The 23,697-nt window shown below is 71.7% G+C and carries 23 protein-coding genes; 5 read left to right on the top strand and 18 right to left on the bottom strand.

Annotation, left to right across the window (positions count from 1 at the left end):
- The first annotated feature begins 51 nt into the window (after positions 1-51).
- On the top strand, positions 52-1,398 hold the full coding sequence (locus BM419_RS26170; RefSeq protein WP_056532321.1) for an MFS transporter: 1,347 nt from the start codon (positions 52-54) through the stop codon (positions 1,396-1,398).
- Positions 1,399-1,721: 323 nt separating this feature from the next.
- On the top strand, positions 1,722-2,861 hold the full coding sequence (locus tag BM419_RS26165; protein ID WP_244527036.1) for a hypothetical protein: 1,140 nt from the start codon (positions 1,722-1,724) through the stop codon (positions 2,859-2,861).
- Positions 2,862-2,937: 76 nt separating this feature from the next.
- Here BM419_RS26165 and BM419_RS26160 read toward each other — a convergent pair whose 3' ends face one another.
- From BM419_RS26160 to BM419_RS26120, 9 genes are all read right to left on the bottom strand, one after another.
- A complete protein-coding gene (locus BM419_RS26160) occupies positions 2,938-3,414 on the bottom strand; it encodes an SRPBCC family protein (protein WP_020094434.1) in 477 nt (158 codons plus the stop codon).
- Between the two features lie 47 nt (positions 3,415-3,461).
- Entirely contained in the window at positions 3,462-4,214 is a 753-nt protein-coding gene (locus BM419_RS26155; protein ID WP_056527151.1) for an ABC transporter ATP-binding protein, read from the bottom strand.
- Positions 4,211-5,020, bottom strand: coding sequence for an ABC transporter ATP-binding protein (locus BM419_RS26150; RefSeq protein WP_056527148.1), 810 nt, complete (start codon positions 5,018-5,020; stop codon positions 4,211-4,213). The genes BM419_RS26155 and BM419_RS26150 overlap by 4 nt, the downstream gene beginning before the upstream one ends.
- The gene (locus BM419_RS26145; RefSeq protein ID WP_091928142.1) at positions 5,014-6,054 is read right to left on the bottom strand and encodes a branched-chain amino acid ABC transporter permease; all 1,041 of its coding nucleotides are present in this window, start codon (positions 6,052-6,054) and stop codon (positions 5,014-5,016) included. The genes BM419_RS26150 and BM419_RS26145 overlap by 7 nt, the downstream gene beginning before the upstream one ends.
- A complete protein-coding gene (locus BM419_RS26140) occupies positions 6,051-6,950 on the bottom strand; it encodes a branched-chain amino acid ABC transporter permease (protein WP_056527142.1) in 900 nt (299 codons plus the stop codon). The genes BM419_RS26145 and BM419_RS26140 overlap by 4 nt, the downstream gene beginning before the upstream one ends.
- Before the next feature lie 34 nt (positions 6,951-6,984).
- The gene (locus tag BM419_RS26135) at positions 6,985-8,232 is read right to left on the bottom strand and encodes an ABC transporter substrate-binding protein (protein WP_056527136.1); all 1,248 of its coding nucleotides are present in this window, start codon (positions 8,230-8,232) and stop codon (positions 6,985-6,987) included.
- Positions 8,233-8,438: 206 nt separating this feature from the next.
- The gene (locus BM419_RS26130) at positions 8,439-10,823 is read right to left on the bottom strand and encodes a xanthine dehydrogenase family protein molybdopterin-binding subunit (RefSeq protein ID WP_056527133.1); all 2,385 of its coding nucleotides are present in this window, start codon (positions 10,821-10,823) and stop codon (positions 8,439-8,441) included.
- On the bottom strand, positions 10,820-11,359 hold the full coding sequence (locus tag BM419_RS26125) for a (2Fe-2S)-binding protein (protein WP_056527126.1): 540 nt from the start codon (positions 11,357-11,359) through the stop codon (positions 10,820-10,822). The genes BM419_RS26130 and BM419_RS26125 overlap by 4 nt, the downstream gene beginning before the upstream one ends.
- Positions 11,349-12,233 (bottom strand): FAD binding domain-containing protein, encoded by an 885-nt coding sequence (locus tag BM419_RS26120; RefSeq protein ID WP_056527123.1) that lies wholly within the window; start codon positions 12,231-12,233, stop codon positions 11,349-11,351. The genes BM419_RS26125 and BM419_RS26120 overlap by 11 nt, the downstream gene beginning before the upstream one ends.
- A gap of 134 nt (positions 12,234-12,367) precedes the next feature.
- Between BM419_RS26120 and BM419_RS26115 the strand changes: the two genes are divergently transcribed.
- Positions 12,368-13,024 carry a TetR/AcrR family transcriptional regulator gene (locus tag BM419_RS26115; protein WP_244540058.1) on the top strand — a complete coding sequence of 219 codons (657 nt, stop codon included), beginning with the start codon at positions 12,368-12,370 and terminating at the stop codon, positions 13,022-13,024.
- A 125-nt stretch (positions 13,025-13,149) separates the two neighbouring features.
- Positions 13,150-13,578, top strand: coding sequence for a cupin domain-containing protein (locus BM419_RS26110; protein WP_020094444.1), 429 nt, complete (start codon positions 13,150-13,152; stop codon positions 13,576-13,578).
- Here BM419_RS26110 and BM419_RS26105 read toward each other — a convergent pair.
- From BM419_RS26105 to BM419_RS26065, 9 genes are all read right to left on the bottom strand, one after another.
- Positions 13,575-14,795, bottom strand: coding sequence for an FAD binding domain-containing protein (locus BM419_RS26105; protein WP_056527118.1), 1,221 nt, complete (start codon positions 14,793-14,795; stop codon positions 13,575-13,577). The two genes, BM419_RS26110 and BM419_RS26105, sit on opposite strands and share 4 nt — an antisense overlap.
- A gap of 93 nt (positions 14,796-14,888) precedes the next feature.
- Positions 14,889-15,401 (bottom strand): 2-oxo-4-hydroxy-4-carboxy-5-ureidoimidazoline decarboxylase, encoded by a 513-nt coding sequence (gene uraD / locus BM419_RS26100; RefSeq protein ID WP_056527116.1) that lies wholly within the window; start codon positions 15,399-15,401, stop codon positions 14,889-14,891.
- 5 nt (positions 15,402-15,406) lie between these two features.
- A complete protein-coding gene (gene uraH, locus BM419_RS26095) occupies positions 15,407-15,760 on the bottom strand; it encodes a hydroxyisourate hydrolase (RefSeq protein ID WP_056527114.1) in 354 nt (117 codons plus the stop codon).
- A gap of 35 nt (positions 15,761-15,795) precedes the next feature.
- The gene (gene uraH / locus BM419_RS26090) at positions 15,796-16,350 is read right to left on the bottom strand and encodes a hydroxyisourate hydrolase (protein ID WP_056527111.1); all 555 of its coding nucleotides are present in this window, start codon (positions 16,348-16,350) and stop codon (positions 15,796-15,798) included.
- A gap of 25 nt (positions 16,351-16,375) precedes the next feature.
- Complete coding sequence (locus BM419_RS26085) at positions 16,376-17,743, bottom strand: MFS transporter (protein ID WP_091682436.1); 1,368 nt, start codon at positions 17,741-17,743, stop codon at positions 16,376-16,378.
- 99 nt (positions 17,744-17,842) lie between these two features.
- Entirely contained in the window at positions 17,843-18,580 is a 738-nt protein-coding gene (locus BM419_RS26080; protein WP_020094450.1) for an aspartate/glutamate racemase family protein, read from the bottom strand.
- Between the two features lie 178 nt (positions 18,581-18,758).
- A complete protein-coding gene (locus BM419_RS26075) occupies positions 18,759-20,255 on the bottom strand; it encodes an NCS1 family nucleobase:cation symporter-1 (RefSeq protein WP_020094451.1) in 1,497 nt (498 codons plus the stop codon).
- 178 nt (positions 20,256-20,433) lie between these two features.
- Positions 20,434-21,597, bottom strand: a complete 1,164-nt coding sequence (gene puuE / locus BM419_RS26070) for an allantoinase PuuE (RefSeq protein WP_091928141.1) — start codon at positions 21,595-21,597, stop codon at positions 20,434-20,436.
- A gap of 249 nt (positions 21,598-21,846) precedes the next feature.
- Complete coding sequence (locus tag BM419_RS26065; RefSeq protein WP_056527098.1) at positions 21,847-22,269, bottom strand: response regulator transcription factor; 423 nt, start codon at positions 22,267-22,269, stop codon at positions 21,847-21,849.
- Positions 22,270-22,678: 409 nt separating this feature from the next.
- On the opposite strand from BM419_RS26065, the gene BM419_RS26060 reads away from it, so the two are divergent.
- On the top strand, positions 22,679-23,697 hold a 1,019-nt coding region (locus BM419_RS26060; protein WP_244540869.1), incomplete at its 3' end, for an MCP four helix bundle domain-containing protein.

The raw sequence follows: 23,697 nt of genomic DNA, 5'->3' as shown, positions 1-23,697 counted from the left end.
GGCGTTTCAGTCTAGCGTCTAGACTGAATTCGGCGGCAAGGCGGGCGCATCATGCAATCCACCCCTCCGTACGGTGAGCCGCCGCTCCCGATCAGTTCCGACGCGATCGCCGACGGCCCGAAGGTCCCCGGCGCGGCGCGGCGCCGTTCCGTGGTCGCGGGCGCCATCGGCAACACGCTCGAATGGTACGATTTCGCCACCTACGGGTACTTCAGTGCCGTCATCGGCCGGAACTTCTTCCCGTCCGACAGCCCCACGACGTCGCTGCTCTCGGCCTTCGCGGTGTTCGCCGCCGCCTTCTTCATGCGCCCGATCGGCGGCATCGTGTTCGGCCACATCGGCGACCGCTACGGCCGGAAGACGGCACTCCTGCTGTCGGCGGGCCTCATGGCCGTCTCGACCTTCCTGATGGGCTGCCTGCCCACCTACGCGTCGGCCGGACTCCTCGCGCCCGTCCTGCTCGTGGTGCTGCGGCTCGGCCAGGGTCTCTCCGTCGGCGGCGAGTACACCTCCTCGGCCATCTTCCTGTCCGAGACCGCAGCACCGGCGCGCCGCGGCCTGACCGGCAGCCTCGCCTGCATCGGGGCCGCCGGGGGGATCCTGCTCGGCTCCATTGCCGGGACGCTCGTCACCGGCCTGCTCACGCCGGAAGACGTGCACCAGTGGGGCTGGCGCCTGCCGTTCCTCTTCGGGATCGTGCTCGGCGTCTTCATCTTCGCTCTGCGTCGCCATATCGACGACGATCACGTCGAGACCGTGTTTCGCGAAGATCGGGCACCGACGGACCAGCGCTCACCGCTGCGCACGGCCGTCGAGATCGACGGCTCCGCCATGCTGCGCGCCTTCGCGATGAATCTCGGCCTGGCGTGCGGCTTCTACGTGGTGTTCGTCTACCTCGTGACGTTCATGCACACCGTGTCGGGCCTGCCGCAACACACGGCGTTTCTCATCAACTCGCTCGCCATGGTGGTTCAAGCCGTGTGCATCCCGATCGCCGGAGCCCTGTCCGACCGCTTCGGGCGCAAGCGTATTCTGGTCCTGACCGGGGCGGGCCTGACAATCCTGTCGTGGCCGCTCTTCATGCTGCTGACCACCGGCGACACGCTTCTGATCGTCCTGAGCCAGGTCGCGTTCGCGATCCTGATCGCCGGCAACGCCGCCGTCGTGCCGACGGCGTTCGTCGAGATGTTCCAGCACCGCTCGCGCTGCACGGCCCTGGCGATCAGCTTCAACGCCTCGATGGCGCTGGTCGGGGGCACCGCCCCGATGGCCGCGACGTGGATCGTCCACCACCTGGCCTGGCCCACGGGGCCGGGCCTCTACGTCGCCGTGCTGTCGGCCATCTCGCTCGCCGCAGTCCTCACGATGCGCGATCGGACCGGAGAATCGCTCGCGTGAGAGGATCGGCGCGCGGGGGCGACACGCGGAGGCCGAAGTCACGTTGCGGCTCCCACCGAGCCGACGCCTCCATCGATCGTCGCTCGTCTCGACGGTGCCGGGCGTCAGATCGGCGGCGATCCGGGCGGCGCGGTCAATAGGTCACCCTCACTAGTGGAAGCCGAGAGCGGCTCAGCTAAAATCGACTGAGGGAGACAGAAGAGAGCCTGTCCAGCAATGATCAGGTGAGCACTGCGGAGATCTCTTCTTGCCCGACGCGGTCATCGCCATGACCGGCAGACGGGCATCGGCGCTCCCGAGGGACCTGGAGCATGGGATTCGACGTGACACGACCTCTCTGGCGCTCAGTTTCATCCCGCCTCGTCGTCGTGTCCTTCTCAGTCCTGATGATCGCGCCGGCGGCGCGGGCGGCCAGCACTCTGGAGGCGGCTCTCCGCGCGGTGCCGGATTCCGTCCTGGCGACGCCTGACCCGATGCCGATCGTCTTCATGGACGTCCAGGCGCTGTCCAGGGCCGCCGGCGGTGCGCTGAGCGACGCCGGCCTGCGGCGCATGGCCTTCGCGCAGAGCATCCGCCCGCTGAACGCCCTCAGCTACGGCGGCGCGCAGACATGGACCGAGAAGGCCGGCATCCCGTTCGAGGACATCTCGTATTTCGCGGCCTTCGGCCAGCCTCCGGCGCGCGTGAGTTACTGGGGTCTGGCGACGAAGGCGGCAGCCGACACTCTGGTCGCCAAGCTGAAGGACAGGAACTTCCGGCCGGTCTCGACCGCGCCGCGCATTCTCGCCAACGGTGAGCCGCGCGCCCTGAATCTCAGGGCCCGGCAGCCGACCGATCCCTGGTCCGGCCCGATGGGCGAGACCAGCGCGATCCTGGCGATCGATCGCGTCGTCGCGCAGGCGTCCGCGGCCGCAGATCTGGAGACACGCGTCGGGGTCGGTCGGAGCGCGGCGGATCACGAGGCGGTCGCCACAGCGCTGACGGGTCTGGCCGCCGCGGATGAGCGCGACCCGGGCGCGATCCTTCAAGCGGCCGTCGTGACGCCGCTGATGGGGATCACCCCCGACGATCCTGCCGCCCTCCTGTCGGCGACGACCGATCTGGCCGCGCAGAGGAAGGCGATCGAGGATCAGCGCGAGCGCGGACGGGACGGCGTCCCGGCTTATGCCGGCGGTATCGTGGCGGACTATCAAGGCAAGAACGGACCGGCCCTGCTCGTATCCCTCGCCTATCCCGATTGCCGGACGGCCGACAGGGCCGTCTCCGCGTTGAAGGCGCGTTGGCGAGCCGGCATGGCCCCTGCGGCCTCCGTCGACGGCCGCTCGGTCGAGAGCCCGCAGCGCGGCTGTGCCGCCGTCCTCCGCGTTGATCGTGCCGCGGGTGCGAACACCCCGTTCGGAGAGTTCCTCGGGACCTCCCTGCAGCGCGGCTTCAATGTCCTGCAGATCGGGTCGCAGCGATGACCGGGCTCCGACGCGCCGGTCGGGAGCGCGACCGTCCCGGCCGGCGCGGTCGAGGCGCGGTCGAGACGCGGCTTTCCTAGGCCTCGGCCGCTCTGGGCGCGGCCGGGTCGCCGGTCGCTCCGAGTTCGGCGGCGAACTTGCCGAAGAACTCGTCGGCGAGCTTGCGCGCGGTCGCCTGCATGAGCCGGCCGCCCAGCGTCGCGATCTTGCCGCCGACCTCGGCCTTGGCGGTGTAGGTCAGGAGCGTCTCGCCGCCCTCCGCCGCGAGGCTGACGGCGGCGCGGCCCTTGGCGAAGCCCGCCATGCCGCCGTTGCCCTGGCCGACGAGGCTGTAGCCCTCGGGAGGGCGCATGTCCTCCAGGCGGACCGTGCCCGCGAAGGTCGCCGAGACCGGCCCGACCTTGAGGGCGACCTTGGCCGTCATCTCCTCCGGGGAGGCCTGCACCAGCTCCTTGCAGCCGGGGATGCAGCGGGCCAGCACCTCCGGATCGTTCAGCGCCGCCCAGACGGCCTCCCGCGCGACCGGGATCCGATACGCGCCAGCGATGTCCATCCTGGTCTCCTCCTGACACTGCGCCGCCCACCGGCCGGTGCGGGCGCTCAGACCGCGCAGTAGCGCGCCTGGATCTCGGGATCGTCCCGCAGCGCGGCCGCGGGGGCGTGGTAGACGACGGCGCCGCCGTCGACGATGTAGACGCGGTCGGACACGTCGAGGGCGAGCTCGACGTTCTGCTCCACGAGCAGGATCGTGGTGCCGGCCCGCTTCATCGCGACGAACTGCGCGAACATCTCCTCGACCAGGATCGGCATGATCCCCTCCGAGGGCTCGTCGAGGAGCACCATCACGGGCTCGGCCATGAGCGCCCGGGCGATGGCGAGCATCTGCTGCTCGCCGCCCGACATCGTGACCGCCTCCTGCTTCAGGCGCTGCTTCAGCCGCGGGAAGGTCTCGGCGATGACCTCGATCCGCCGCGCCTCGTCGCGGCGCGTCGCGCGCGCGCCCCGTCCTGCCCCCCGGGCGGCCAGGATGCCGAGGCGCAGGTTCTCCTCCACGGTCAGCCCCGGCACGATGCGCCGCTCCTCCGGCACGTAGGCGAGGCCCCGGTGGAAGCGCTCGTGGGGCGGCCGGTGGAGGATGTCGGCGCCCGCGAAGGTCACGCGCCCCTCGCGCTTCGCCACGAGGCCCATGATCGCTTTCAGGGTGGTGGTCTTGCCGGCGCCGTTGCGGCCGACCAGCGTGACGATCTCGCCGGGGCGCACCTCCAGCGAGAGGCCCTGCAGGATGTGGGAGTGGCCGTACCACGCCCGCAGGTCCTCGACCGCCAGGAGCGGCTGCGTGACGGCGGCGCTCATGCGGTCGTGCCCGTGATCTTGCCCGCCGTGTTGCCCAGGTAGACGCGGCGCACCTCCGGATGCGCCCGGATGTCGTCGGGGCTGCCCTCGGCCAGGAGCTGGCCCTGGTGGAGGACGACGAGGCGCCGGCACAGGCCCATGACGAGCTTCATCTTGTGCTCGACGAGGATCAGCGTCCGGGTCTCGGCGAGGCGCTGCACGAGGTCCATCATCTCGCGCGTCTCCTCGGGACTCATCCCGGCGGTCGGCTCGTCGAGGAGGAGGAGGCTCGGCTCGGCGGCCAGCGCCACCGCGATCTCCAGGGCGCGCTGCTCGCCGTGGGCGAGTTCGCGCGCGAGGCGGTCCATCCGGGCGCCGAGCCCGACCTCGCCGAGGAGTTCCTCGGCCCGTTCCGCCAGCTCGGGATAGGCCGCGCGGTCCCGGAAGAACGCGAAGCGGACCCGCCGGGCCTGGGCAGCCACCCGCACGTTCTCGCGCACCGTGAGGTGCGGGAAGACGTTGGTGATCTGGAACGACTTGGCGATGCCCATCCGGGCGAAGGCGTGCGGGGCCGCGCCGGTGATGTCGCGCCCGCGGAACAGCACGCGGCCCTCGCTCGGCGGGAAGGCGCCCGAGATCAGGTTGAAGAAGGTCGACTTGCCCGCCCCGTTCGGCCCGATGATCGCCGTGATGCCGCCCTCCGGGAACGCGACGGTCACGTCGGACAGGGCGCGGAAATGCCCGAACCGCTTGCCGAGCCCCTCCGTGGCGAGGATCGGCGGCGCCGTACTCGGAGCCTTTGCCGGCGCGGCGGCGACGCTCACCATCCGGCCCTCCTCAGGCGCGCCAGCACCTCGCCCCAGATGCCGAGCGGCAGGAACAGCACGAAGGCGATGAAGACGGCGCCGACGAAGAGCTGCCAGTGGCTCGTCACGGTGGCGAGCTCGTCCTGCAGGAGCGCGAAGGTCGCGGCGCCGACGAAGGGCCCGAAGAACGTCCCCATGCCGCCGAGCAGCGCCATCATCACGGCCTGGCCGGAGGTCGAATAGTGCATCGTCTCGATCGGCACGATCGAGAGGTGGATCGCCTGGAGACCGCCCGCGAGGCCGCACAGGGCCCCGGAGATCACGAAGGCCGCGAGCTTCATGCGGCGCACGTCGTAGCCGCAGGCCTGCGCCCGGCCCTCGTTCTCGCGGATCGCCTCGAGGGCGGCCCCGAAGGGCGACGACAGGAGGCGCGAGAACAGCCAGACCGCGACGCCGACCACCGCCAGCGCGGCGTAGTACTTCACCACCGGGTCGAGGAGATTGAGGCTGAAGCCCGGCAGGGCGAGCGCGGGCACGTTGATGCCGCGCAGGCCGTTCTCGCCGCCGGTGAAGGCCTCCGCCTGGTAGAAGGCGTAGTAGACGCACATCGACAGCGCCAGGGTCGTCATCGCGAAGTAGATGCCGCGGGTGCGGATCGCCAGCACGCCCATGACGGCGGCGATGAGTGTCGCGAGCAGCGTGCCGGCGACGAGCGCCAGGGCCGGGTGCAGCCCGTAATGGACGATGGCGATGCCGCAGCCGTAGGCGCCGCCGCCCAGGAAGGCGGCGTGGCCGAAGGACAGGAGCCCGGTATAGCCGAACAGCAGGTTGAACCCGAGGGCGTAGAGCCCGAGCACCAGGATGTTCACGGCGAGGGCCTGGTAGGGCGCGATCCAGGGGAACACGAGGAGGAAGGCGAGCGTCAGGGCGACGCGGTGCCGGCCGCACCACGCCAGCCGGCGGCCGGTCCGGCCGGAGCCCGGCCGGGCCGCCGGCAAGGTAGCCGGAAGGGCGCCTCCCTTCGTGACGGCGGAGGCGGGGGCGCGGGCGCTCATCCGAGGGCTCCGGCCCGGCCGAGGAGGCCCCGGGGCCGCACGAGCAGCACCAGGGCCATGAGGGCGAAGATCGCCATCTTGGTCATGTCGGGGGCGACGAGCGACGTCATCGCCACCACGATGCCGACGATCAGCCCGGCGAGCACGGCCCCAGCCAGCGAGCCCATGCCGCCCACCACCGTGACCACGAAGGCCTCGGCGAGCACCGGGACCCCCATCTCGGGCGTGACGCCCTGCAGGGGCGCGGCGAGGATGCCGGCGAGCCCGGCGAGCGCGCAGCCCAGGGCGAAGACCGCGAGCCAGACCTTGGTGATCTCGATGCCGAGCACCTGCACGATCTGCGGGTCGCGGGCGCCGGCCCGGATCACGAGGCCGAAGGGCGTGCGCTCGATGAACAGCCACAGGGCGCCCACCACCGCCAGCGCGAAGCCGATCAGGAACAGGCGGTAGAGGGGGAAGTAGCCGATGCCGATGTCGACCGCGCCGCGCAGCTCGGGCGGCGCCCCGAAGGGCAGGCCCGTCAGCCCGAAGGCGATGCGCACGCTCTCGACCATCACGTACGACAGGCCGAAGGTGAGGAGCAGCGGGTCGTCGATGCCGCGCCCGTAGAGGGGGCGCACGAGCACGCGCTCCACGGCGAGCCCGAGGAGCCCCATCGCCAGCGGCGCCGCGACGAGACTGAGCCAGAAGCTGCCGGTGAAGCCGTACAGGAAGACGCCGACATAGGCGCCGACCATGAAGAACGCGCCGTGGGCGAAGTTGACGACGTTCATGAGCCCGAAGATCAGCGACAGGCCGATGCCGACGAGCACGTAGATCGCTCCCAGCGCGATGCCGGTCACGAGCTGGAGGGCGAGGAGATCGAGGGGGAAGCCGCCGATCGTGATGGCGCTCAAGGCCGCGCCCTCCCGCGGGTTCGCACGGAGCGCCTCACGCCTTGTGCCCGAGTTCGTCGCAGCCGCGCAGGAAGCGCTCGTCGGGCCCCTCCGTGCCGAGGATCGTGAAGACGTCGTCCGGCGTCTTCATGTCCTTCGACTTCGCCTCGACGATCAGGACCGACTGCACCGACTGGTGGTCGCATTTCCGGAAGCTCTGCGGACCCTTGTAGAAGTCGGCCTTCAGGGCCTCCATGGCGGCCACGACCTTCTCGGTCTCGACCGACCCGGCGGCCTTAACGCCCTCCAGCACCGAGCGGACGCCGGCATAGCCCAGCGCCCCGTAATCCGACGGGACGGCGCCGTTGTAGGCGGCGCGGAACCGGTCGTTGAACGCCTTGGCGGAGGGCACGCTGTCCTCCAGGCGCCAGTAGTAGGAGGTGCCGCCGATCACGCCGTCGAAGGCGTCGCCGCCGGCCTTGCGGGCGGTGAAGAGCAGGACCGGCGCGACGAGCTTGGTGGTGCGCTTCAGGCCGAACTCGGTCGCCTGCTGGATCGAGACGACCTGGTCCCGGCCGAAATTGCACAGGCAGAGCACGTCGGGCTTGAGCGCGGCGATCCGGGGCAGGAAGGCCGAGTAGTCGGAGGCGCCGATCGGGTGGCGGATGTCGGCCACGACCTCGATGCCCGAGGCCTCGCCGGCGCGCTTGAACCCGCGCATCATCTCGTGGCCGTACGCGTAGTCGGCGCTGAGGAAGGCGACGCGCTTGCCCGATTTCGGGAAGACGTAGCGGCCGACCGCGCCCGCGGTCATGTGCGGGTTCAGGGCCTCGTGGAAGGTGGTGCGGCCGAAATCCTTGGCCTCGTTGATCGCGTCGGACTGGCTGATCGAGTTGTAGATCACGCCGCGCTCGCGGGCGACGTTGTTGATCGACAGGGTCACGGCCGCCGAGAGGCCGCCGACCAGGAAGTTGACCTTGTCCTTCTCGATCAGCTCGAGGGTCCGGGTCGCCGCCTCGCCGGGGTTGAGCTTGTCGTCGCGCACGAGGAGCTCGGCCGTGCGGCCCTGGAAGCCGCCGGCCTCGTTGAACGCCTTGACGGCGAGCTGAGCGGCGCGGACCTGGTCGTTCGCCTCGGCCCCGAAGGCGCCGGTGAGCGGCACCGGGAAGCCGATCCGGATCGGGCCTCCGGTCGAACCGCCTTGCGCGATCGCGGAGCGCAGGAGCGCCGGGGCGGCGAGCGCCAGCGCGGATGCGGCGGCGCTGCCCTGGAGCAGCCGGCGCCTGTCGAAGCCCGTTCCCATTCCCGTCCCTCCGTCGGCGTTTCCTGATCGGGACCGGTCTCTTCGGCGGACCGTGCCCCGTGATGGTCGATGTGTCCTGACCCGAAAGGGTCATCCGTCCTCGCGAGCGCAGCGAAGCGATCCGGGGATCCGCCACGTTCGGCAGCGTCCCGCTGCCCTGGGTTGCTTCGCTGCGCTCGCAAGGACGGGGAAGCCCGCAGCCGGTTTCAGATCAGTCCCAGCGCCTCCAGCACGACCTCGGGCGTCACCGGCTGGCGCGCGACACGGGCGTTCAGCGGCGCGAGCGCGTCGTTGATGGCGTTGACGACCGCCGCCGGCGCGCCGGCGGTGCCGGCCTCGCCCGCGCCCTTGGCGCCGATCTCGGACGACGCGGTGGCCGAGACCACGTGGGCGACGTCGATATCGGGCATCTCGCCGGCCATCGGCACGAGGTAGTCGGCCATCGACCCGTTCAGCAGCTGGCCCTCGCCGTCGTAGAGGCAGTGCTCGAACAGGGCCCCGCCGATCCCCTGGACGATGCCGCCGCGGATCTGCTCGTCGACGAGGAGCGGGTTGAGCACGGTGCCGCAATCCTCGACGCACCAGTGCTTGAGCAGCCGCACGAAGCCCGTCTCGGTGTCGACCTCGACGTAGGAGGCCTGCACGCCGTTGGTGAAGGCGAAGGGGTAGTCCTTGGGCACGTAGTGCCGGGTCGCCACGAACTCGGGCTGCACCCCCGGCGGCAGCGTGTCGGGGCGGAAGTAGACGATGCGGCCGAGCTCCGCGAGCGGCATGCGCTCGGTCCCGGTGCCTGCGTCCACCACGGCGCCGTCGCGGACGTCGAGGCTTTCCGGATCGGCCTGCAGGATCGCGCCCGCCACCGCCAGGACGTTGCCGCGCAGCGCCTTGCCGGCCTGCCACGCGGCCTCGCCGCCGATGCCGGCCCCGCGCGAGGCCCAGGTCCCGCCGCCGTAGGGCGTCGCCTGCGTGTCGCCGGAGATCACCCGGACCTTGTCCATCGGCACGCCCGTGGCGGTGGCCACGATCTGCGCGATGATGCCCTCGGTGCCCTGGCCCTGCTCGGTGACGCTGACCGACGCGACGACACCCCCCTGCGGATCGAGCCGGATCGTGCAGCCGTCCTGGGAGGAGATGCGCGCGCCGCCGACCCCGTAGAAGGCGGCCGACGGGTTGGTGATCTCGATGAAGGCCGCGAGCCCGATGCCGCGGTGGATCCCCCGCCGGCGCAGGTCCGCCTGCTCGGCCCGGAGGCCGTCGTAGTCCATCATCGCCTTGAGCTTGGCGAGCGCCGCCTGGTGGGACAGCTTTTCCAGCTTGATTCCCGAGACGCCCGCGCAGGGATAGGCGTCGTCCGGGATGACGTTGCGCTCGCGCACGGCCAGGGGGTCGAGGCCGAGCCGGGCGGCGCCGAGATCGACGAGCCCCTCGGCGACCATCGTGGCGATCGGGTGGCCCACCGCCCGGTACTGGCAGGTCGGCGCCTTGTTCTGGAGCACGACCCGGGCCCGGGCCCGGTAGTGCCGGTGCCGGTAGGGGCCGCCGGTCAGGTTGACGACCTGGTTGGCCTCGACCGCGCTGGTGCGCGGGTAGACCGAGTAGGGCCCGATGCCCGTGAGGTCGTCCATGTCGAGGGCGAGGATGTCGCCCTCGGCCGAGAAGGCCATCCGGGCGGTGACCCGGTGGTCGCGGGCATGGATGTCGCTCTGGAAGCTCTCCAGCCGGTCGGCGACGAACTTGACCGGGCGCTTGAGCATCAGCGCCAGCGCGCAGGTCGCCATCTCGTCGGGGTAGATGTGGACCTTGATCCCGAAGGACCCGCCGACATCCTTGCAGATCACCCGCACCGCCCCCTCGGGGAGGGCGAGGTGCTTGCACAGGATGTCCTGCATCATGTGCGGCGCCTGGAAGGAGTGGTGGACGGTGAGCATCCCGTCCGCCGCCGCCCAGTCGGCCAGGATCGCCCGCGGCTCCAGGCACACGCCCGTGTGCCGGCCGAACTGGAAGGTCTCCTCGACCACCAGGGCCGCGTCGCGGAAGGCCGCGTCGACGTCGCCGACGTCGAGGACGCGCTCGAAGGCGAGGTTGTCGCCGAATTCGGCGTGGATCGCGGGCGTCGCGGGATCGAGCGCCGTCTCCATGTCGACGACGGCGGGGAGCGGGTCGAACTCGACCGTGATCGCCGCGAGCGCGTCCTCGGCCTCGGCCCGGCCGTGCGCGACGACCGCGCAGAACGGCTCGCCGACCCAGGTCACCCGGTCGAGGGCCAGGGCGTGCTGGGGCGCCGAGCGCAGGCCCTTGAAGTGGCCGAGCACGCCGACCCACGGCGTGCACACGGCCGCCAGTTCGGGCCCCGTCACCACGGCGATCACGCCGGGCATCGTTTTGGCGTCCGCGGTGTCCAGGGCGACGATGCGGGCGTGGGCGTGGGGGCTGCGCAGGAAGGCGACGTGGCCGAGGCGGGCGACGGCCACGTCGTCCACGTAGACGCCCCGTCCCTCGAGCAGGCGCCGCGCGTTCGGCCGCGGGACCGAGCGGCCGATATAGCTGTTCGGCCGGTCGAGGAAGGTGAGGCCGCCCGGATCCGCGCTCATTCGGCGGCCTCCAGGCCGGCATCCCTGCCGGCATCCCGGCGACCTTGCCCGCGCGCCTCGGCGGTCGCCGCGATGGCGTCGACGATGGCGTGGTAGCCGGTGCAGCGGCAGTAATTGCCCGCGATCGCCGCGCGGATCGCCTCGCGCGAGGTGGCCGCGTCCGCGTCGTCCAGGAGCTCGGCGGCCGTCACCAGCATGCCGGGGGTACAGTAGCCGCATTGCAGGGCGTTGCGGGCGTGGAAGGCGTCCTGCAGGTCGCGGATGCGCCCGCTCTCCGTCAGCCCCTCCACGGTCTCGACGGTGGCGCCGTCGGCCTGCACGCCGAGCATCAGGCAGGCGCGCACCGCCCGGCCGTCGACCAGGATCGTGCAGGCGCCGCACACGCCGTGCTCGCAGCCGAGATGCACGCCGGTGAGGCCGAAGGACTGGCGCAGCAGGTCGCCGAGATGCATCCGGGCCGGGACATGCGCCCGCACGGCCTCGCCGTTCAGCGTGAAGGCGACCGCGTGCGCGCGGTCCGGGCTCTCAGACGCCATCGGGGCCGCCCTCCTGCGCGCTGCCGCCGCGCATCCGGGCCGCCACGCGGCCGAGGATCACGCGGGCGAGGTGGAGCCGCGTCGCGGCCTTGGTCGTCGGGTCGTCCGGCGGGTCGAGCTCACCGGCGAGCGCCGCCTGGGCGCCCGCGAGGTCGCCGGCCTCCAGGGCCGCCGCGGCGGCGCGGGCGAGCACCGGCCGGTCGGCGACGCCGAAGAAGGCGAGGCGCAGGTCCGACAGGCCGCCCGCGGATCGCCGCCCGGTCGCCGCGAGGCCGACGAGGGCGTAGTCGCCGTGGCGGCGCGACAACTCCTCGAAGCCCCAGACCGCGTCGGCCCCCGGAACCGGGAACTCGATCGCCGTGACGATCTCGCCGGGCTCCAGGGCCGTCGTGTAGAGGCCCTGGAAGAAATCGTCCGCCAGGACGCGCCGCTCGGCCCCGGGCCCGCGCACCACGATCGAGGCGCCCGCGGCGAGGCAGCAGGCGGGCCACTCGGTGGCCGGGTCGGCCAGCGCCACCGAGCCGCCGATCGTGCCGCGGTTGCGGATCGCCGGATGGGCGATGTGGGGCAGGGCGGCGGCGAGCAGCGGCAGGCGCTCGCGCACGAGTGCCGCGGTCCCGACATCGCGGTGACGCGTCATCGCGCCGATCCGAACAATGCCGCCGGCCTCGCCGCCGGCCTCCGAGACACCGGTGAGTTCGGGGATCGCGTTGAGGTCGACCAGCAGGCCGGGCGCCGAGAGCCGCATGTTGAGGGCCGTGACGAGGCTCTGGCCGCCCGCCAGCGGAACGGCGTCCTCCCCGTGCTCAGCGAGCAGGGCCAGCGCCGCGTCGAGCGAGGCCGGACGCGCGTAGGCGAAGTCGGGCGCCTTCAAGCCCTTGTCCTCCTCCCGATGGGCTTGCCCATGACCGCCCCGATGGGACAGGCTGGAGGCCCTTATTGATCGTTCGCTCAATAGAAGGCGAAACCGAGATGGCGTCAAGCAGGCCGGCGGACAGTGACGGTCGGGTGCCGACCGGCCGGCGGCTGACGCCGGAGGCCCGCGAGCGCCAGATCGTCGAGGGCGCGGTCGCCTACTTCGCCGAGGTCGGCCTCGACGGGCACACCCGGGAGCTCGCCCGCCGGCTGGGCATCACGCAGCCGCTGCTGTTCCGCTACTTCCCGACCAAGGCGGCGCTGATCGAGCGCATCTACGAGGAGGTCTATCTCAGGCGCTGGGATCCCGGCTGGGAGGCGACGGTGCGCGACACCGCGCTCCCCGTCCTTGAGCGCTTCCGGCGCTTCGAGATCGACTACCAGCGCCGGATCGACGACTACGCGTGGCTGCGGATCTTCGTGTCGGCCGGCCTCAAGGGGTTCGATCTGCCGAGCCGCTACCTCGGCATGGTCCGCGCGCGCATCTTCGCGCCGCTGCTCGCCGGGATGCGCGCCGAGTCGAACCTGCCGGACCCGGAGGTTCAGCCGCTCGCCGCGGACGAGTTCGAGCTCCTGTTCGGCATCCACGGCGCGCTGGTCTACGTCGGCCTGCGCTCGCGGGTCTACGGCATGGACGGCACGGCGGACCGCGACGCGGTCCGGGCCGCCATGCTCGACGCCGCGCTTCCGGGGCTGCTCGCCACCCACCGCCGGGTGGTGACGGCGGCGCGGTCGTCCGACGCGCTGTAGGGCCATCCCGGGATCCCCGGATCACGGGAGAGGCGCCGGTCCGGCCCGCCCGCGTCACCGGAGCGGGCCGCCGCGGCGATGACTTTCGCGGGAACTGCGTTAGCCTCGCGGGCCGGAGGAACGCCATGACCCAGGGAACGGAACCGGCGGCGCTGCCGCCCCACTTGGCACAGGAATACGCGGCGGCGCGGGACAACGGCTGCGTCGGCACCCGGCTGCTCTCGGAGGATGACCGCTCCCGGGTCTGGACCATCGTCCTGGCGCCCGGCGCGCGGATCGGCTTCCACACGCACGTGCTCGACTATTTCTGGACCGCGGTGACGGCGGGGCGGGCCCGCTCGCATTACGGCGACGGGCGGGTCGCGGAGGTCGATTACCGCGCGGGCGACATCCAGCACCTGTCGTTCGGGCCGGGCGAGTCGATGACCCACGACCTCGCCAATATCGGCGACACGGAGCTGATCTTCACCACCGTCGAGTTCCTGGACAGCGCGAACCCGCCCCTCGCGCTCCCGGCCGCCGTGCGCGCGGAGGCGACCCGCCGCGCGGCCTAAGCGCGGGGGATATCGGGCGGCACCGCCGTCCCGGCCATCACCGCCTCGGGGCTGCGGAACCGCTCCGCCGCCGCCCGCTCGGCCGCGCCGCGCTGCTGCGCCTGCAGGTACGCGCCGAGATCGCGTCCCCGCGCCACGACGGCCGCGCCGTAGGCGCGTCGGCGCGCCTCGAAGGCCGTGAGCGCCGCGTCCACGTCGGCGCCGGCCGCGTCCAGGGCGTCCGCGAGGGCGGCGGCGTCCTCCATGGCCTTGGTTGCGCCCATCCCGACATGGGGCCGGGCCACGAAGGCGGCGTCGCCGATCAGCGCGACGCCGCGGTCCGGGATCATGGTCGGCGTCTCGATGTCCAGGATCGCCTGCAGGAACGGCTGCTCGGCGCGCAGCATGACCTCGGCGAAGGGGGGCGCCAGGATCCGCGCCGCGTCGGCGCGCATCGCCTCCAGCACCGCGGCCTTGATGCGGCCCGGCGGGATGGAGAGGGCGTGGCGGACGCCGCCGGTATCGGTCAGCAGCGCGGCGAGCGCGGCCTCCTCGGTCGGCCTGTACCAGACCGCGTTGAAGCACAGCCCGGCGGCCTCGTCCGCGCGCCCGGGCACGGGATAGCCGAGGATCTGCTCGCCCGGAGGCAGGCAGAACGCGAAATGGCCGCCGATCGCCTCCCGGGTCGCCGGCGCGAGGGCCGCCGCGTCGACGACGGCGCGCCACGCCACGTAGCCGGCGTAGCGCGGCGCGACACCGCTCAGGAACCGGGACCGCACCGTCGAGAACTGCCCGTCGGCGCCGACGAGGAGATCCGCGGAGATCCGGCGGCCGTCCTCGAAGAAGGCGACGACGCGCGCGCCGTCGGATTCGACCGCGGCGAGCGCCGCGCCGTAGCGGACGCTGTCCGGGGGCACGGCGTCCAGGAGAAGGCCGTAGAGCCGTCCCCAGCTCGCCAGCACCTGCGGCAGGCTCCGCTCCGCGATCACGGTCCCGTCCCGGTCGAGGACCCGGCGGCCCTCGACGGTGACGCCGAGATCGCCCGCCCCGGCCGGAGCACCGCAGCGCGCCAGCACCGCCCGGAGGCCGGGATGCGTGACGATCCCCGCCCCGCGGCCCGTGAGCGCGGCCGCCGACCGCTCGAACACCGTGACGGCGTGGCCGCTCCGCGCGAGCAGGCACGCCGTGGTCAGTCCGGCGATCGAGCCGCCGATGACGGCCACGTCCAGTCGCTTCATGCAGCCCTCGAACCGGGACGGCGGTCCCGACCGCGCCCAGCATGGACGCGCCCGGCCGGCCGGCCAAGATCGAAATCGCCGCGGGGCGCCGCGCTAGACCGGCCGCACCAGCCGGTCGAGCCGCATCCGGGTGATCGCGCCGATCTCCTCCAGGGCCGTCGCCTCCTCGTCCGCGACCGCGCGCGCGAGGCGCTCCTCGAACAGCGCGCGGATCTCGCGCAGGTCCCGGCCGCGCACGGCGACGATGAACGGGAAGTTGAACCGGTGCCGGTAGGCGGCGTTCAGCCGGTCGAACGCCGCCGCGTCCGCCTCCGTCAGCCGGTCGAGGCCGGCGCTGCCCTGCTCCTGCGCGGAATCGGCGGTCATCGCCCGGGCCCGGGCTTCCGGGCCGGCGAGTTCGGGATGGCCGTTGAGGAAGGCCAGGCGCACGTCCGGCGGCGCCGCGCGCACGGCCGCCATCATCGCCCCGTGGAGAGCGGCGAGGTCGGCGAAGGGCGCCCCGCCGTGGGCGGCCCGGGCGACCCAGGGCGCGTGCTCGAAGACGCCGCCGAGATACGCGACGAAGGCGTCGCGCTCGAGGGCGTTGAGGCGGTCGAGGTCGATCATGCCGCTCAGCTTCCGCGGTAGGTGGTGAAGCTCGACGGGGCGCACAGCATCGGCACGTGGTAGTGCTGCTTGGCGTCGGCGACGGCGAACCGCACGACCGGGTTGTCGATGAAGATGTCGGCCTCCGCGGTGCCGGCCCGGCCCTGGAAATAAGGGTCGACGAAGAATTCCAGCTGGTACTGGCCGGTCTCGGCCTTGTCGGCCGGGAGGATCGGCGCGTCGGTCCGGCCGTCGGCGTTGGTGACGACGCTCTTCACGAGCCGCCACTGGCCGTTCTCGAGGACGGAGAAGTCGATCCGGACCCCCGCGACGGGGCGGCCGCGATCGGTGTCGAGGACGTGTGTGGTGATGCCCGCCATGCCGGGTCTCCTTGTCGCGTCGGGGATCGGACGGGTCAGCTGCCGCGGTAGTAGGAATAGCCCCAGGGCGTGAACAGCACCGGCAGGTGGTGGCGCTGGCTCGCGTCGCGGATCCGGAACCGGATCGGCACGAGGCCGAGGAAGTTCGGGGTCGGGAGCTTCACGCCCAGGTTCGCGAAATACGCCTCGACGTGCAGCACCAGCTCGTAGCGGCCCGCCTTGAAAGCCTCGTCGACCAGGAGCGGCTCGGCGGTCCGGCCGTTCGGCGCGGTGGTGACCGTCCGGATCGGACGGTAGCCGGTGCCGTCGTGCATCGCGAGGTCGCAGACCATCCCGGCACCGGGCGTGCCGTGGAAATTGTCGATGGCGTGCAGGGTCAGCCGCGGCGAGAGGCCGGCCTGCGACACGGGCGCGGTGTTCAGCGTGCCGGGCTTGGTCGGGGAACCGGCCGGAGCATTGGCCGGAGCCGCCGCCGGAGCGGGCGTGCCCTGGGCCAGCGCCGGGCCCGCGGAGACCGCGGCCGCGGCGCCGAGCCCCGTCGCGACGAGGCCGCGCCGCGTCAGAGCGTGTCGTTCGGGTCCGTGTTCCAAGAAAGCCTCCCTCTCGTGCTGCGGTTCACGCCGGCTCGTGCGCCGCGCGGGCCCGGGCGCGCCGACCCATCTCCGGCGTCGCCGGCGGGACGAAGGCCAGGATCAGGACGAGCGCCGCGGCCTCGACGGCGGCGACCAGCCAGAGGCCGGTCGCGACCGAGCCGGTCTGCTCGCGCAGGTAACCCATCGCCGCCGGCGCTCCGAAGCCCGCGAGATTGGCCACCGAGTTGATGAGCGCGATGCCGGCCGCGGCCGCCGACCCGGCGAGGAAGCGGCCGGGGATCTGCCAGAAGACCGGGATCGCGCTCATCGTGCCGACGATCGCCACCCCGAGCATGAGCAGCGCGAGGACCGGCGCGCCCGCGATGAAGACGCCGGTGAGCGCGATGGCCAGTGCCCCGACGAAGGCCGGGACCCCGCAATGCAGCCGCGCCTCGCCGGTCCGGTCCGAGTGGCGGCCGTTCAGGATCATCCCGGCGCCGCCGCAGAGATAGGCCGCCGACATGATCCAGCCGACCGTCAGCGGGTCGGTGAAGCCGGCGTCGCGCACCACGCTCGGGCCGAAGAAGGTCAGGGCCGAGTTCGCCGTGACGATGCAGAAGAAGATCGCGATGCACTGCCAGACGCGCGCGTCCTTCAGCGAGGCGAGGATGCGGTGCTCGCGGTGGCCGAGGGCCGCGGCGTCGCGCGCGAGGTCGGCCTCGACCAGCGCCTTCTGCTCCGCCGTCAGCCAGCCGGCCTTGGCGGGCCGGTCCGTGAGGTAGAACAGCGTGACGATCCCGGCCAGGATCGACGGGATACCCTCGAGCAGGAACACCCACTGCCAGCCGGACCAGCCGTTGACGCCGTGCATCCCCGACATGATCGCGCCCGCGAGCGGCCCCCCGATGACGCCGGCCAGCGCCGAGGCCGACATGAACAGCCCGAACACCTTGGCCCGGCGCTCGCTCGGATACCAGTAGGTCAGGTACAAGATGACCCCTGGATAGAATCCGGCCTCGAAGACACCGAGCAGGAAGCGCAGGACGTAGAAGAACGCCGGCGTGGTCACGAACATCATCGCCACGCAGCAGAGCCCCCACAGCAGGGTGATCCGCGCGATCGTCTTCCGGGCGCCGATATGCTCCAGCAGCAGGTTGCTCGGCACCTCGCAGAGGAAGTAGCCGATGAAGAAGATCCCCGCGCCGATGCCGTAGACGGTCTCGCTGAACCGGAGCTCGGCCAGCATCTGCAGCTTGGCGAAGCCGATGTTGACCCGGTCGATCCAGGACAGGATCCACAGGACCATCAGGAATGGCAGCAGCCGCCACGTGATCCGGCGGTAGGCGTCGTCCAGGCGCGCGGGCGCCGCGAGGGCCGGCATGTCGGTCGCGTGGTGCGCCTGGATCGTCATGGCTGGCCCCACAGGGTTGCCCCATCCGGAACGGGGCGTTGGAATTCCGAGCGATGCAGGACGGCTGCCAGTCTCGCGCCGGCGGCCGCCCGCCCCGTCTCAGCCGATGGCTTCGCGCGGCGCGAGCAGCGTCGCGAGGGCGTGGCCGAGGCCGACATTGTCCGCGGCGACGGCGGGCGGGCGCCGGTAGGGCGCGGCCGCGGCGGCGACGACCGCCTTCACCCCCGACGTGACCGAGCACAGGACCGGGACCGGCACGTGCGGCTGCAGGCGGGCCGCGAGGCCGACCAGGGCGGCGCCGCCGAGGATCACCGCCTCGGCGCGATCCTCCTCGGCGCAGGCCCGGCAGGCGGCCGCGAGGTCGGACAGCGCCGCCTCCGGGTCCTTGGCGATCTCGCCGCCGGTGCGCGCGATCGTTCGGATGCCCGCGAGGCCGTCACCGACGCCGAGGCTCGCGACGCACTCGCGGAGCATGGGCTTCCACAGGGCCCCGCCGGTCACGATGGCGTAGCGCCCGGCGACCCGCTGGGCCTCGCGGCACGACGCTTCGAGCATCCCCACCACCGGGACCGGTGAGACCTCGCGCAGGGCCAGCAGCCCGGGATCGCCGAAGCAGGCGAGGAAGACCGCGTCGCAGTCCCGGCCGTGCTCCGCGAAGGCGTCGAGGGCGGCGTGGCCGGCGATGGCCAGGGCCGCCCGGCTGGCGATGTAGGCGGCGCCGAACCGCGCCGTGGCCGGGACGAAGGTCGCAGTCGCGCCCGCCATCGTCCCGACCTGCCCGGCCAGGAGGTCGGTCACAGACGTGCTGGTGTTCGGATTGAGCAGCAGGATCCGCATGGCGCCCTCGGGTGGCGGGAGCCGGCCGGATGGCCGGGCAGAGGCCCGCACGCAGCCGGCCGGGGATGGGGAGGTCGGGGGGCCCGGCGGCGCGGGTCAGGCCGCGCCGCCGGGCCGTTCGTGTCTCCGATCCGGACCGGGGCGGGTCCAGGTCCGGACGGCCTCAGGCAGGACGGCCTCAGGCAGGACGGGCCGCGCCCGCGGGGCGGCGCATGAGGGCGGTGTAGATCGCGAAGCCCAGGGCGCACCCGATGAACCACGTGAAGTTCGCCACGCCCTCCAGGCCCGGCAGGATCACGCAGAGCACGGGGATGAGGGCCGAGGGGATCATGGCGGTCACCGCGGCGCGGTTGTATCCGCCACTGTACCAGTACGTCCCGGCGGGGCTCATCGTGTAGAGGTCGTCGAGGACCACCTTCTGCTTCTTCACGAAGTAGAAGTCGGCGATCAGGATCCCGAACAGCGGGCCGATGAACGCGCCGAGGACGTCGAGCGTGTAGTGGATCACCGCGGGATTGTTGTAGAGATTCCAGGGCGTGATGAAGATCGAGCCGACGGCCGCGATCATCCCGCCCATGCGCCACGAGATCCGCCGCGGCGACACGTTCGAGAAGTCGAACGCGGGCGAGACGAAGTTCGCGACGATGTTGATCCCGATGGTCGCGGTCATGAAGGTGAAGGCGCCGAGCACGACCGCGAAGGTGCTGTCGATGCGGCTCACCGTCTCCACCGGGTCGGTGATCAGGTGGCCGAAGACCGGAACCGTCGCCGAGGCGGTGACGACCGTCAGGAGCGAGAACCCGAGGAAGTTCACCGGGAGACCCCAGAAGTTACCCTTCCTCACCGCCTCGAAGCTCGCGCCGTAGCGCGAGAAGTCGCCGAAGTTCAGCATCGGCCCGGAGAAGTAGGAGACCACGAGGGCGACGGCGTTGATCATCACCGGCAGGGCGTCCCAGCCGGTATACTTCACGGTGCCCAGGGTCAGCCCGATCTCGCCGATCCCGGCCTTGGCGACGAGGTACGCGGCGAGCGCGATCATCACCACGTAGACCGCCGGCCCCGCCCAGTCGATGAACACGCGGATCGCCTCCATGCCGCGCCAGAAGACCAGCGCCTGCAGGACCCAGAGCGTCATGAAGGCGGCCCAGCCCAGACCCGACAGGCCGGCGAAGCCGTACTGCTTGACGTCGGCGTAGACGGCGAGTTCGGGGTAGAAGCGGAGCGCCACCACCGTCAGCGCCGCCGAGGCGAGGTAGGTCTGGATGCCGTACCACGCGACCGCGATCAGCCCGCGGATGATCGCCGGGATGTTGGCGCCCTTGACCCCGAAGGAGGCGCGGCAGATCACCGGATAGGGCGTGCCGGTCTGCTGGCTCGGCTTGGCGACGAGGTTGCAGAAGATTTGGACGATCACGATGCCGACGAGCAGGGCGATCAGCACCTGCCAGCTCACGAGGCCCAGCGAGAACAGGGAGCCGGCGGTCACGTATCCGCCGACGCTGTGGACGTCAGACATCCAGAAGGCGAAGATGTTGTAGGTGCCCCAGGTCTGCTTGCGCAGCGGGGCCAGATCCTTGTTCACGAGATCTGGATCGTAGCTCGGCTTGATGACGACGGCTTCCCGTTCGTCCGACACGGCCGTGCTGATGCCGGCGGCCTCAACCTGTGCGTACATGGCGTTTCTCCCTGACTGGCGCAGCCCTGTTGCCGGGCTTTTTCCGTGACGCTGACGACCCGCTGGGACCGCCATGCAAAACCTGGAACTCTCCGTCTCCTGACTTCTGAAAACACGACCTGAATACAGATCACGACCGAGTTCGGATCTTCAAGTCCCGGTCGTGACGTCGACTTGTCTATCCCGCGACGACCGCCGCGAGGCGGGTCCGGAGGCCGCCCGCGTCGGCCGGGGCGCCCGCGGCCTCCGCGAGGAGCCGGGCCAGGCCGGACGGGACGTCCGCCTCCGCGGGGAGTCCGGCCGCGTGGACCCGCTCCGCCATCGCCACGCCCGCCGCGGGCGACGCGTCGGCCAGCCCGGCGCAGACCGGGCCGAAGACCGCGCCGAACAGGGCGCGGCCCATGCAGGTCGGCCGGTAGCCGCCGCGCGGCGGGTGGGCCGCGATCCAGTGACGGGCGATGTCCAGCCGCGTGGTCACCCAGGCGTCGGGGTGATCGCCCACGTAGTCGAGGAACCGCTCCAGCGCGGCCATCCGCCCCGGACGCCCGACCAGGCGACAGTGCAGCCCCACCGACATGATGCCGCCCCGTCCCGCCTCGCCCTCGCGGTACAGGACGTCGAACGTGTCCTTGAGGTAGCCGAAGAACTGGTCGCCGTTGTTGAAGCCCTGGGCGGTGGCGAACCGCATGTCGTTGGCGTCGAGGGTGTAGGGGACGACGAGCTGCTGAAGCCCCCCGATCCGCAGCCAGTAGGGCAGGTCGTCGGCGTAGGAATCGGCGAGGTACAGGAATCCGCCCTCGGCGGCGCCGATGGCGAGCGTGTTCGCGGAGGTGCGCCCCTGGTACAGGCCGAGGGGCCTGCTGCCCGTCAGCGATGCCTGCAGCGCGACGGCGGCGTCGATGTCGGCGCGCTCGGCCTCCGGGCTGTGGTCGCGGTAGTCGATCCAGCGCAGGCCGTGGCTGGCGATCTCCCAGCCGGACTCGACCATCGCGGCGACGGCCTCGGGGTTGCGCTGCATCGCCGAGGCGACGCCGAAGACCGTGACCGGGAGGTTGCGGCGCGTGAACGCGCGCCAGAGGCGCCAGAAGCCGGCGCGGGCGCCGTACTCGTAGATCGACTCCATGTTGGCGTGGCGCTTCCCCGGCCAGGGCAGGGCCCCGACGATCTCTGAGAGGAAGGCCTCGGACGCCGCGTCACCGTGGAGGATGCAGTTCTCGCCGCCCTCCTCGTAGTTGATGACGCACTGGACGGCGACGCGCTTGCCCCCGGGCCAGGCCGGGTCCGGTCGATGCCGGCCGTATCCGACCATGTCGCGGGGATAGTCCTGGTCGAGGTCGAACATGGCGTGATCCCTCGTTCCGACGCGAGATAGACGCACGGCCGACCGTTGGTCCAATATCTTGTTCGGCTTGATTGATAGGTTGCGCGTTTAGATGGTGCGATCATTGATCTGAGTATCGGAGCGCCGTCGGGCGGATCGCCACCGGCCTGTCGTCGAGCCGGCGGAACCTGCCCGTGCCGGGTCGACGACCTCACGCGCCGCCACGTCGGCGGCCCGACGGTCGGGCGTCCCGAGCGGGCACCGCGGCCCCTAACGGGCGCGGCTGGCGGGGATCGGGCCGGCGGCGAGCATGCCCATCAGGGCGTCGAACGCCAGCGGCTTCTCGACCAGGGGTATGCCGGCGGCGCGGGCGCGGCTCCGGATGCCCGGATCGGGGTGGCCGGTGATCAGGATCACCGGCACGCCGGCAGCGAGGTCCCGCAGCCGGCCCCACACCGCGAGCCCGTCCATCCCCGGCATGACGTGGTCCAGCAGGACGAAGGTCGGGTGCGGGCCGGGGAAGGCGGCCAGCAGCGCGCGTCCGTCGGCGAAGGTCTCCACCCGGTGGCCCTCGCTCTCCAAGAGGAAGCGGGTCGAGTGCAGGATGGCCGGGTCATCGTCCACGACGTAGATGAGGCTCGACGCGGCGGACAGCGTGGCGTTCGCCGGGAGCGTGGCGTCCAGTGAGGTCATGGTGCCGAGCTTAGGGGTGGTCCGCGGCGGCCGACCTTGACCTGCCTCAAGACCGGGACCGCGTCCGTGCTGGCCCCCCATCCCGAGACCGGCGACGTTCCTGCCCCGGTCGATCCCGGCTCCCGCGCCGCCCGCTGTGCGGCGATCCGACACGTTGGGCGGTGACGCTCCTGTCCGCCCCGGAGGCCCTTTCCGATTGATTCAGCTCCGATTCCTCATCTTGAAGTTGAAGAAACGCCTTTGCACGCACGATATCGCGAGCCGGAGACCGAATGACAGACCCCGTAACGGGAAACTCTTCAGAATAAATCTTAATCAGTTTGCGTATATTTTACGCAACCCGATCATGACTGCTCAGCCTGGCTGACGCGTTCGCAGCCCTGGGTTCCGTCGCCTGGACATCCGCCTCATGAAAATGACCATCAAACTGCGACTCGTCTCGCTGCTCGGCGGACTCGGCTTGGTGCTGCTCGCCACGGCGGCGCTCGGAAATCTCTCGCTCCACTGGAGCCATCAGAGCCTGAAGACCGTCTTCGACGATCGCGTCGTCTGTCTCCGGCAGTTCAGCATCATCCGCGACGCCTACGATGACCTGCTCGACGCCTCGCGCCAGCTGCGCGGCAAGCAGATCGAGCCGGCAGAGGCCAAGGACAAGATCGAGCGCGATCTGTCGAAGCTCCACAAGGAGTGGTCGGCCTATCTGGCGACCTACCTGACCCCGGAGGAGGAGGCCCTCGCCAAGGAGCTGCAGGTGCGCGTCGATCGGAACGACGCCATCGCGGCCGAGATCCTCAAGCGCGTCACAGCCGGCGCGGCCTCGGATTTCGAGGCCACCCACACGGACCTGCTGAAGAGCATGCAGGCCACCAACGCCACGCTGAGCAAGCTGACCGCGTTGCAGGTCCGGGAAGCCGAGGCGGAGTTCCGGCGCTCGGAGACGATTGCCGGCTGGTCGCGCCTCGCGCTCCTGGCCGCGCTCGCGCTCGCCGCGCTCAGCATCGCCTACGGCGTGTACGTGATCGTGGTCCAGGTCACCCGGCCGCTGGGCAGCCTCGTGGGCGTCCTGCAGCGGATGGCCCGCGGCGAGGTCGATGCCGAGATCCGCGAGGCCACCCGCGGCGACGAGATCGGGGCCGTCGGCCAGGCCGTCGAGGGGATCAAGACCATGGTCGCCCGCAAGGCCGCCGAGGAGGCCGAGGTCCGGCGCCGCGCCGACGCGGCCGCCGCCGCCGAGCGCAAGCGCACCATGGTCGAGCTCGCCGACGGCTTCGAGCGCGCCGTCGGCGGCATCGTCGGCCTGGTCTCGTCCTCGGCCACCGAGCTCCAGGCCACCGCCCAGCAGATGACCGCCACCGCCCAGGAGACCGCATCCCAGTCGACCACCGTGGCCGCGGCCGCCGAGGAGGCGTCGACCAACGTCAACACGGT

Origin of the sequence: Methylobacterium sp. yr668 (assembly GCF_900116245.1) — a bacterium.
Classification (GTDB): Bacteria; Pseudomonadota; Alphaproteobacteria; order Rhizobiales; family Beijerinckiaceae; genus Methylobacterium.
The sequence above is the reverse complement of the archived record's forward strand: the minus strand, read 5'-3'. Positions and strand labels throughout refer to the sequence as shown.

Bases quoted from the DNA above. Each gene is read 5' to 3' on its own strand.
- puuE (WP_091928141.1), bottom strand. From the start codon at position 21,597: ATGTTCGACCTCGACCAGGACTATCCCCGCGACATGGTCGGATACGGC.
- BM419_RS26125 (WP_056527126.1), bottom strand. From the start codon at position 11,359: ATGGCGTCTGAGAGCCCGGACCGCGCGCACGCGGTCGCCTTCACGCTG.
- BM419_RS26150 (WP_056527148.1), bottom strand. From the start codon at position 5,020: ATGGTGAGCGTCGCCGCCGCGCCGGCAAAGGCTCCGAGTACGGCGCCG.
- uraH (WP_056527114.1), bottom strand. From the start codon at position 15,760: ATGGCGGGCATCACCACACACGTCCTCGACACCGATCGCGGCCGCCCC.
- BM419_RS26075 (WP_020094451.1), bottom strand. From the start codon at position 20,255: ATGTACGCACAGGTTGAGGCCGCCGGCATCAGCACGGCCGTGTCGGAC.
- BM419_RS26170 (WP_056532321.1), top strand. From the start codon at position 52: ATGCAATCCACCCCTCCGTACGGTGAGCCGCCGCTCCCGATCAGTTCC.
- BM419_RS26065 (WP_056527098.1), bottom strand. From the start codon at position 22,269: ATGACCTCACTGGACGCCACGCTCCCGGCGAACGCCACGCTGTCCGCC.
- BM419_RS26160 (WP_020094434.1), bottom strand. From the start codon at position 3,414: ATGGACATCGCTGGCGCGTATCGGATCCCGGTCGCGCGGGAGGCCGTC.
- BM419_RS26105 (WP_056527118.1), bottom strand. From the start codon at position 14,795: ATGAAGCGACTGGACGTGGCCGTCATCGGCGGCTCGATCGCCGGACTG.
- BM419_RS26130 (WP_056527133.1), bottom strand. From the start codon at position 10,823: ATGAGCGCGGATCCGGGCGGCCTCACCTTCCTCGACCGGCCGAACAGC.
- BM419_RS26080 (WP_020094450.1), bottom strand. From the start codon at position 18,580: ATGCGGATCCTGCTGCTCAATCCGAACACCAGCACGTCTGTGACCGAC.
- BM419_RS26155 (WP_056527151.1), bottom strand. From the start codon at position 4,214: ATGAGCGCCGCCGTCACGCAGCCGCTCCTGGCGGTCGAGGACCTGCGG.
- BM419_RS26110 (WP_020094444.1), top strand. From the start codon at position 13,150: ATGACCCAGGGAACGGAACCGGCGGCGCTGCCGCCCCACTTGGCACAG.
- BM419_RS26145 (WP_091928142.1), bottom strand. From the start codon at position 6,054: ATGAGCGCCCGCGCCCCCGCCTCCGCCGTCACGAAGGGAGGCGCCCTT.
- BM419_RS26085 (WP_091682436.1), bottom strand. From the start codon at position 17,743: ATGACGATCCAGGCGCACCACGCGACCGACATGCCGGCCCTCGCGGCG.
- uraD (WP_056527116.1), bottom strand. From the start codon at position 15,401: ATGATCGACCTCGACCGCCTCAACGCCCTCGAGCGCGACGCCTTCGTC.
- BM419_RS26135 (WP_056527136.1), bottom strand. From the start codon at position 8,232: ATGGGAACGGGCTTCGACAGGCGCCGGCTGCTCCAGGGCAGCGCCGCC.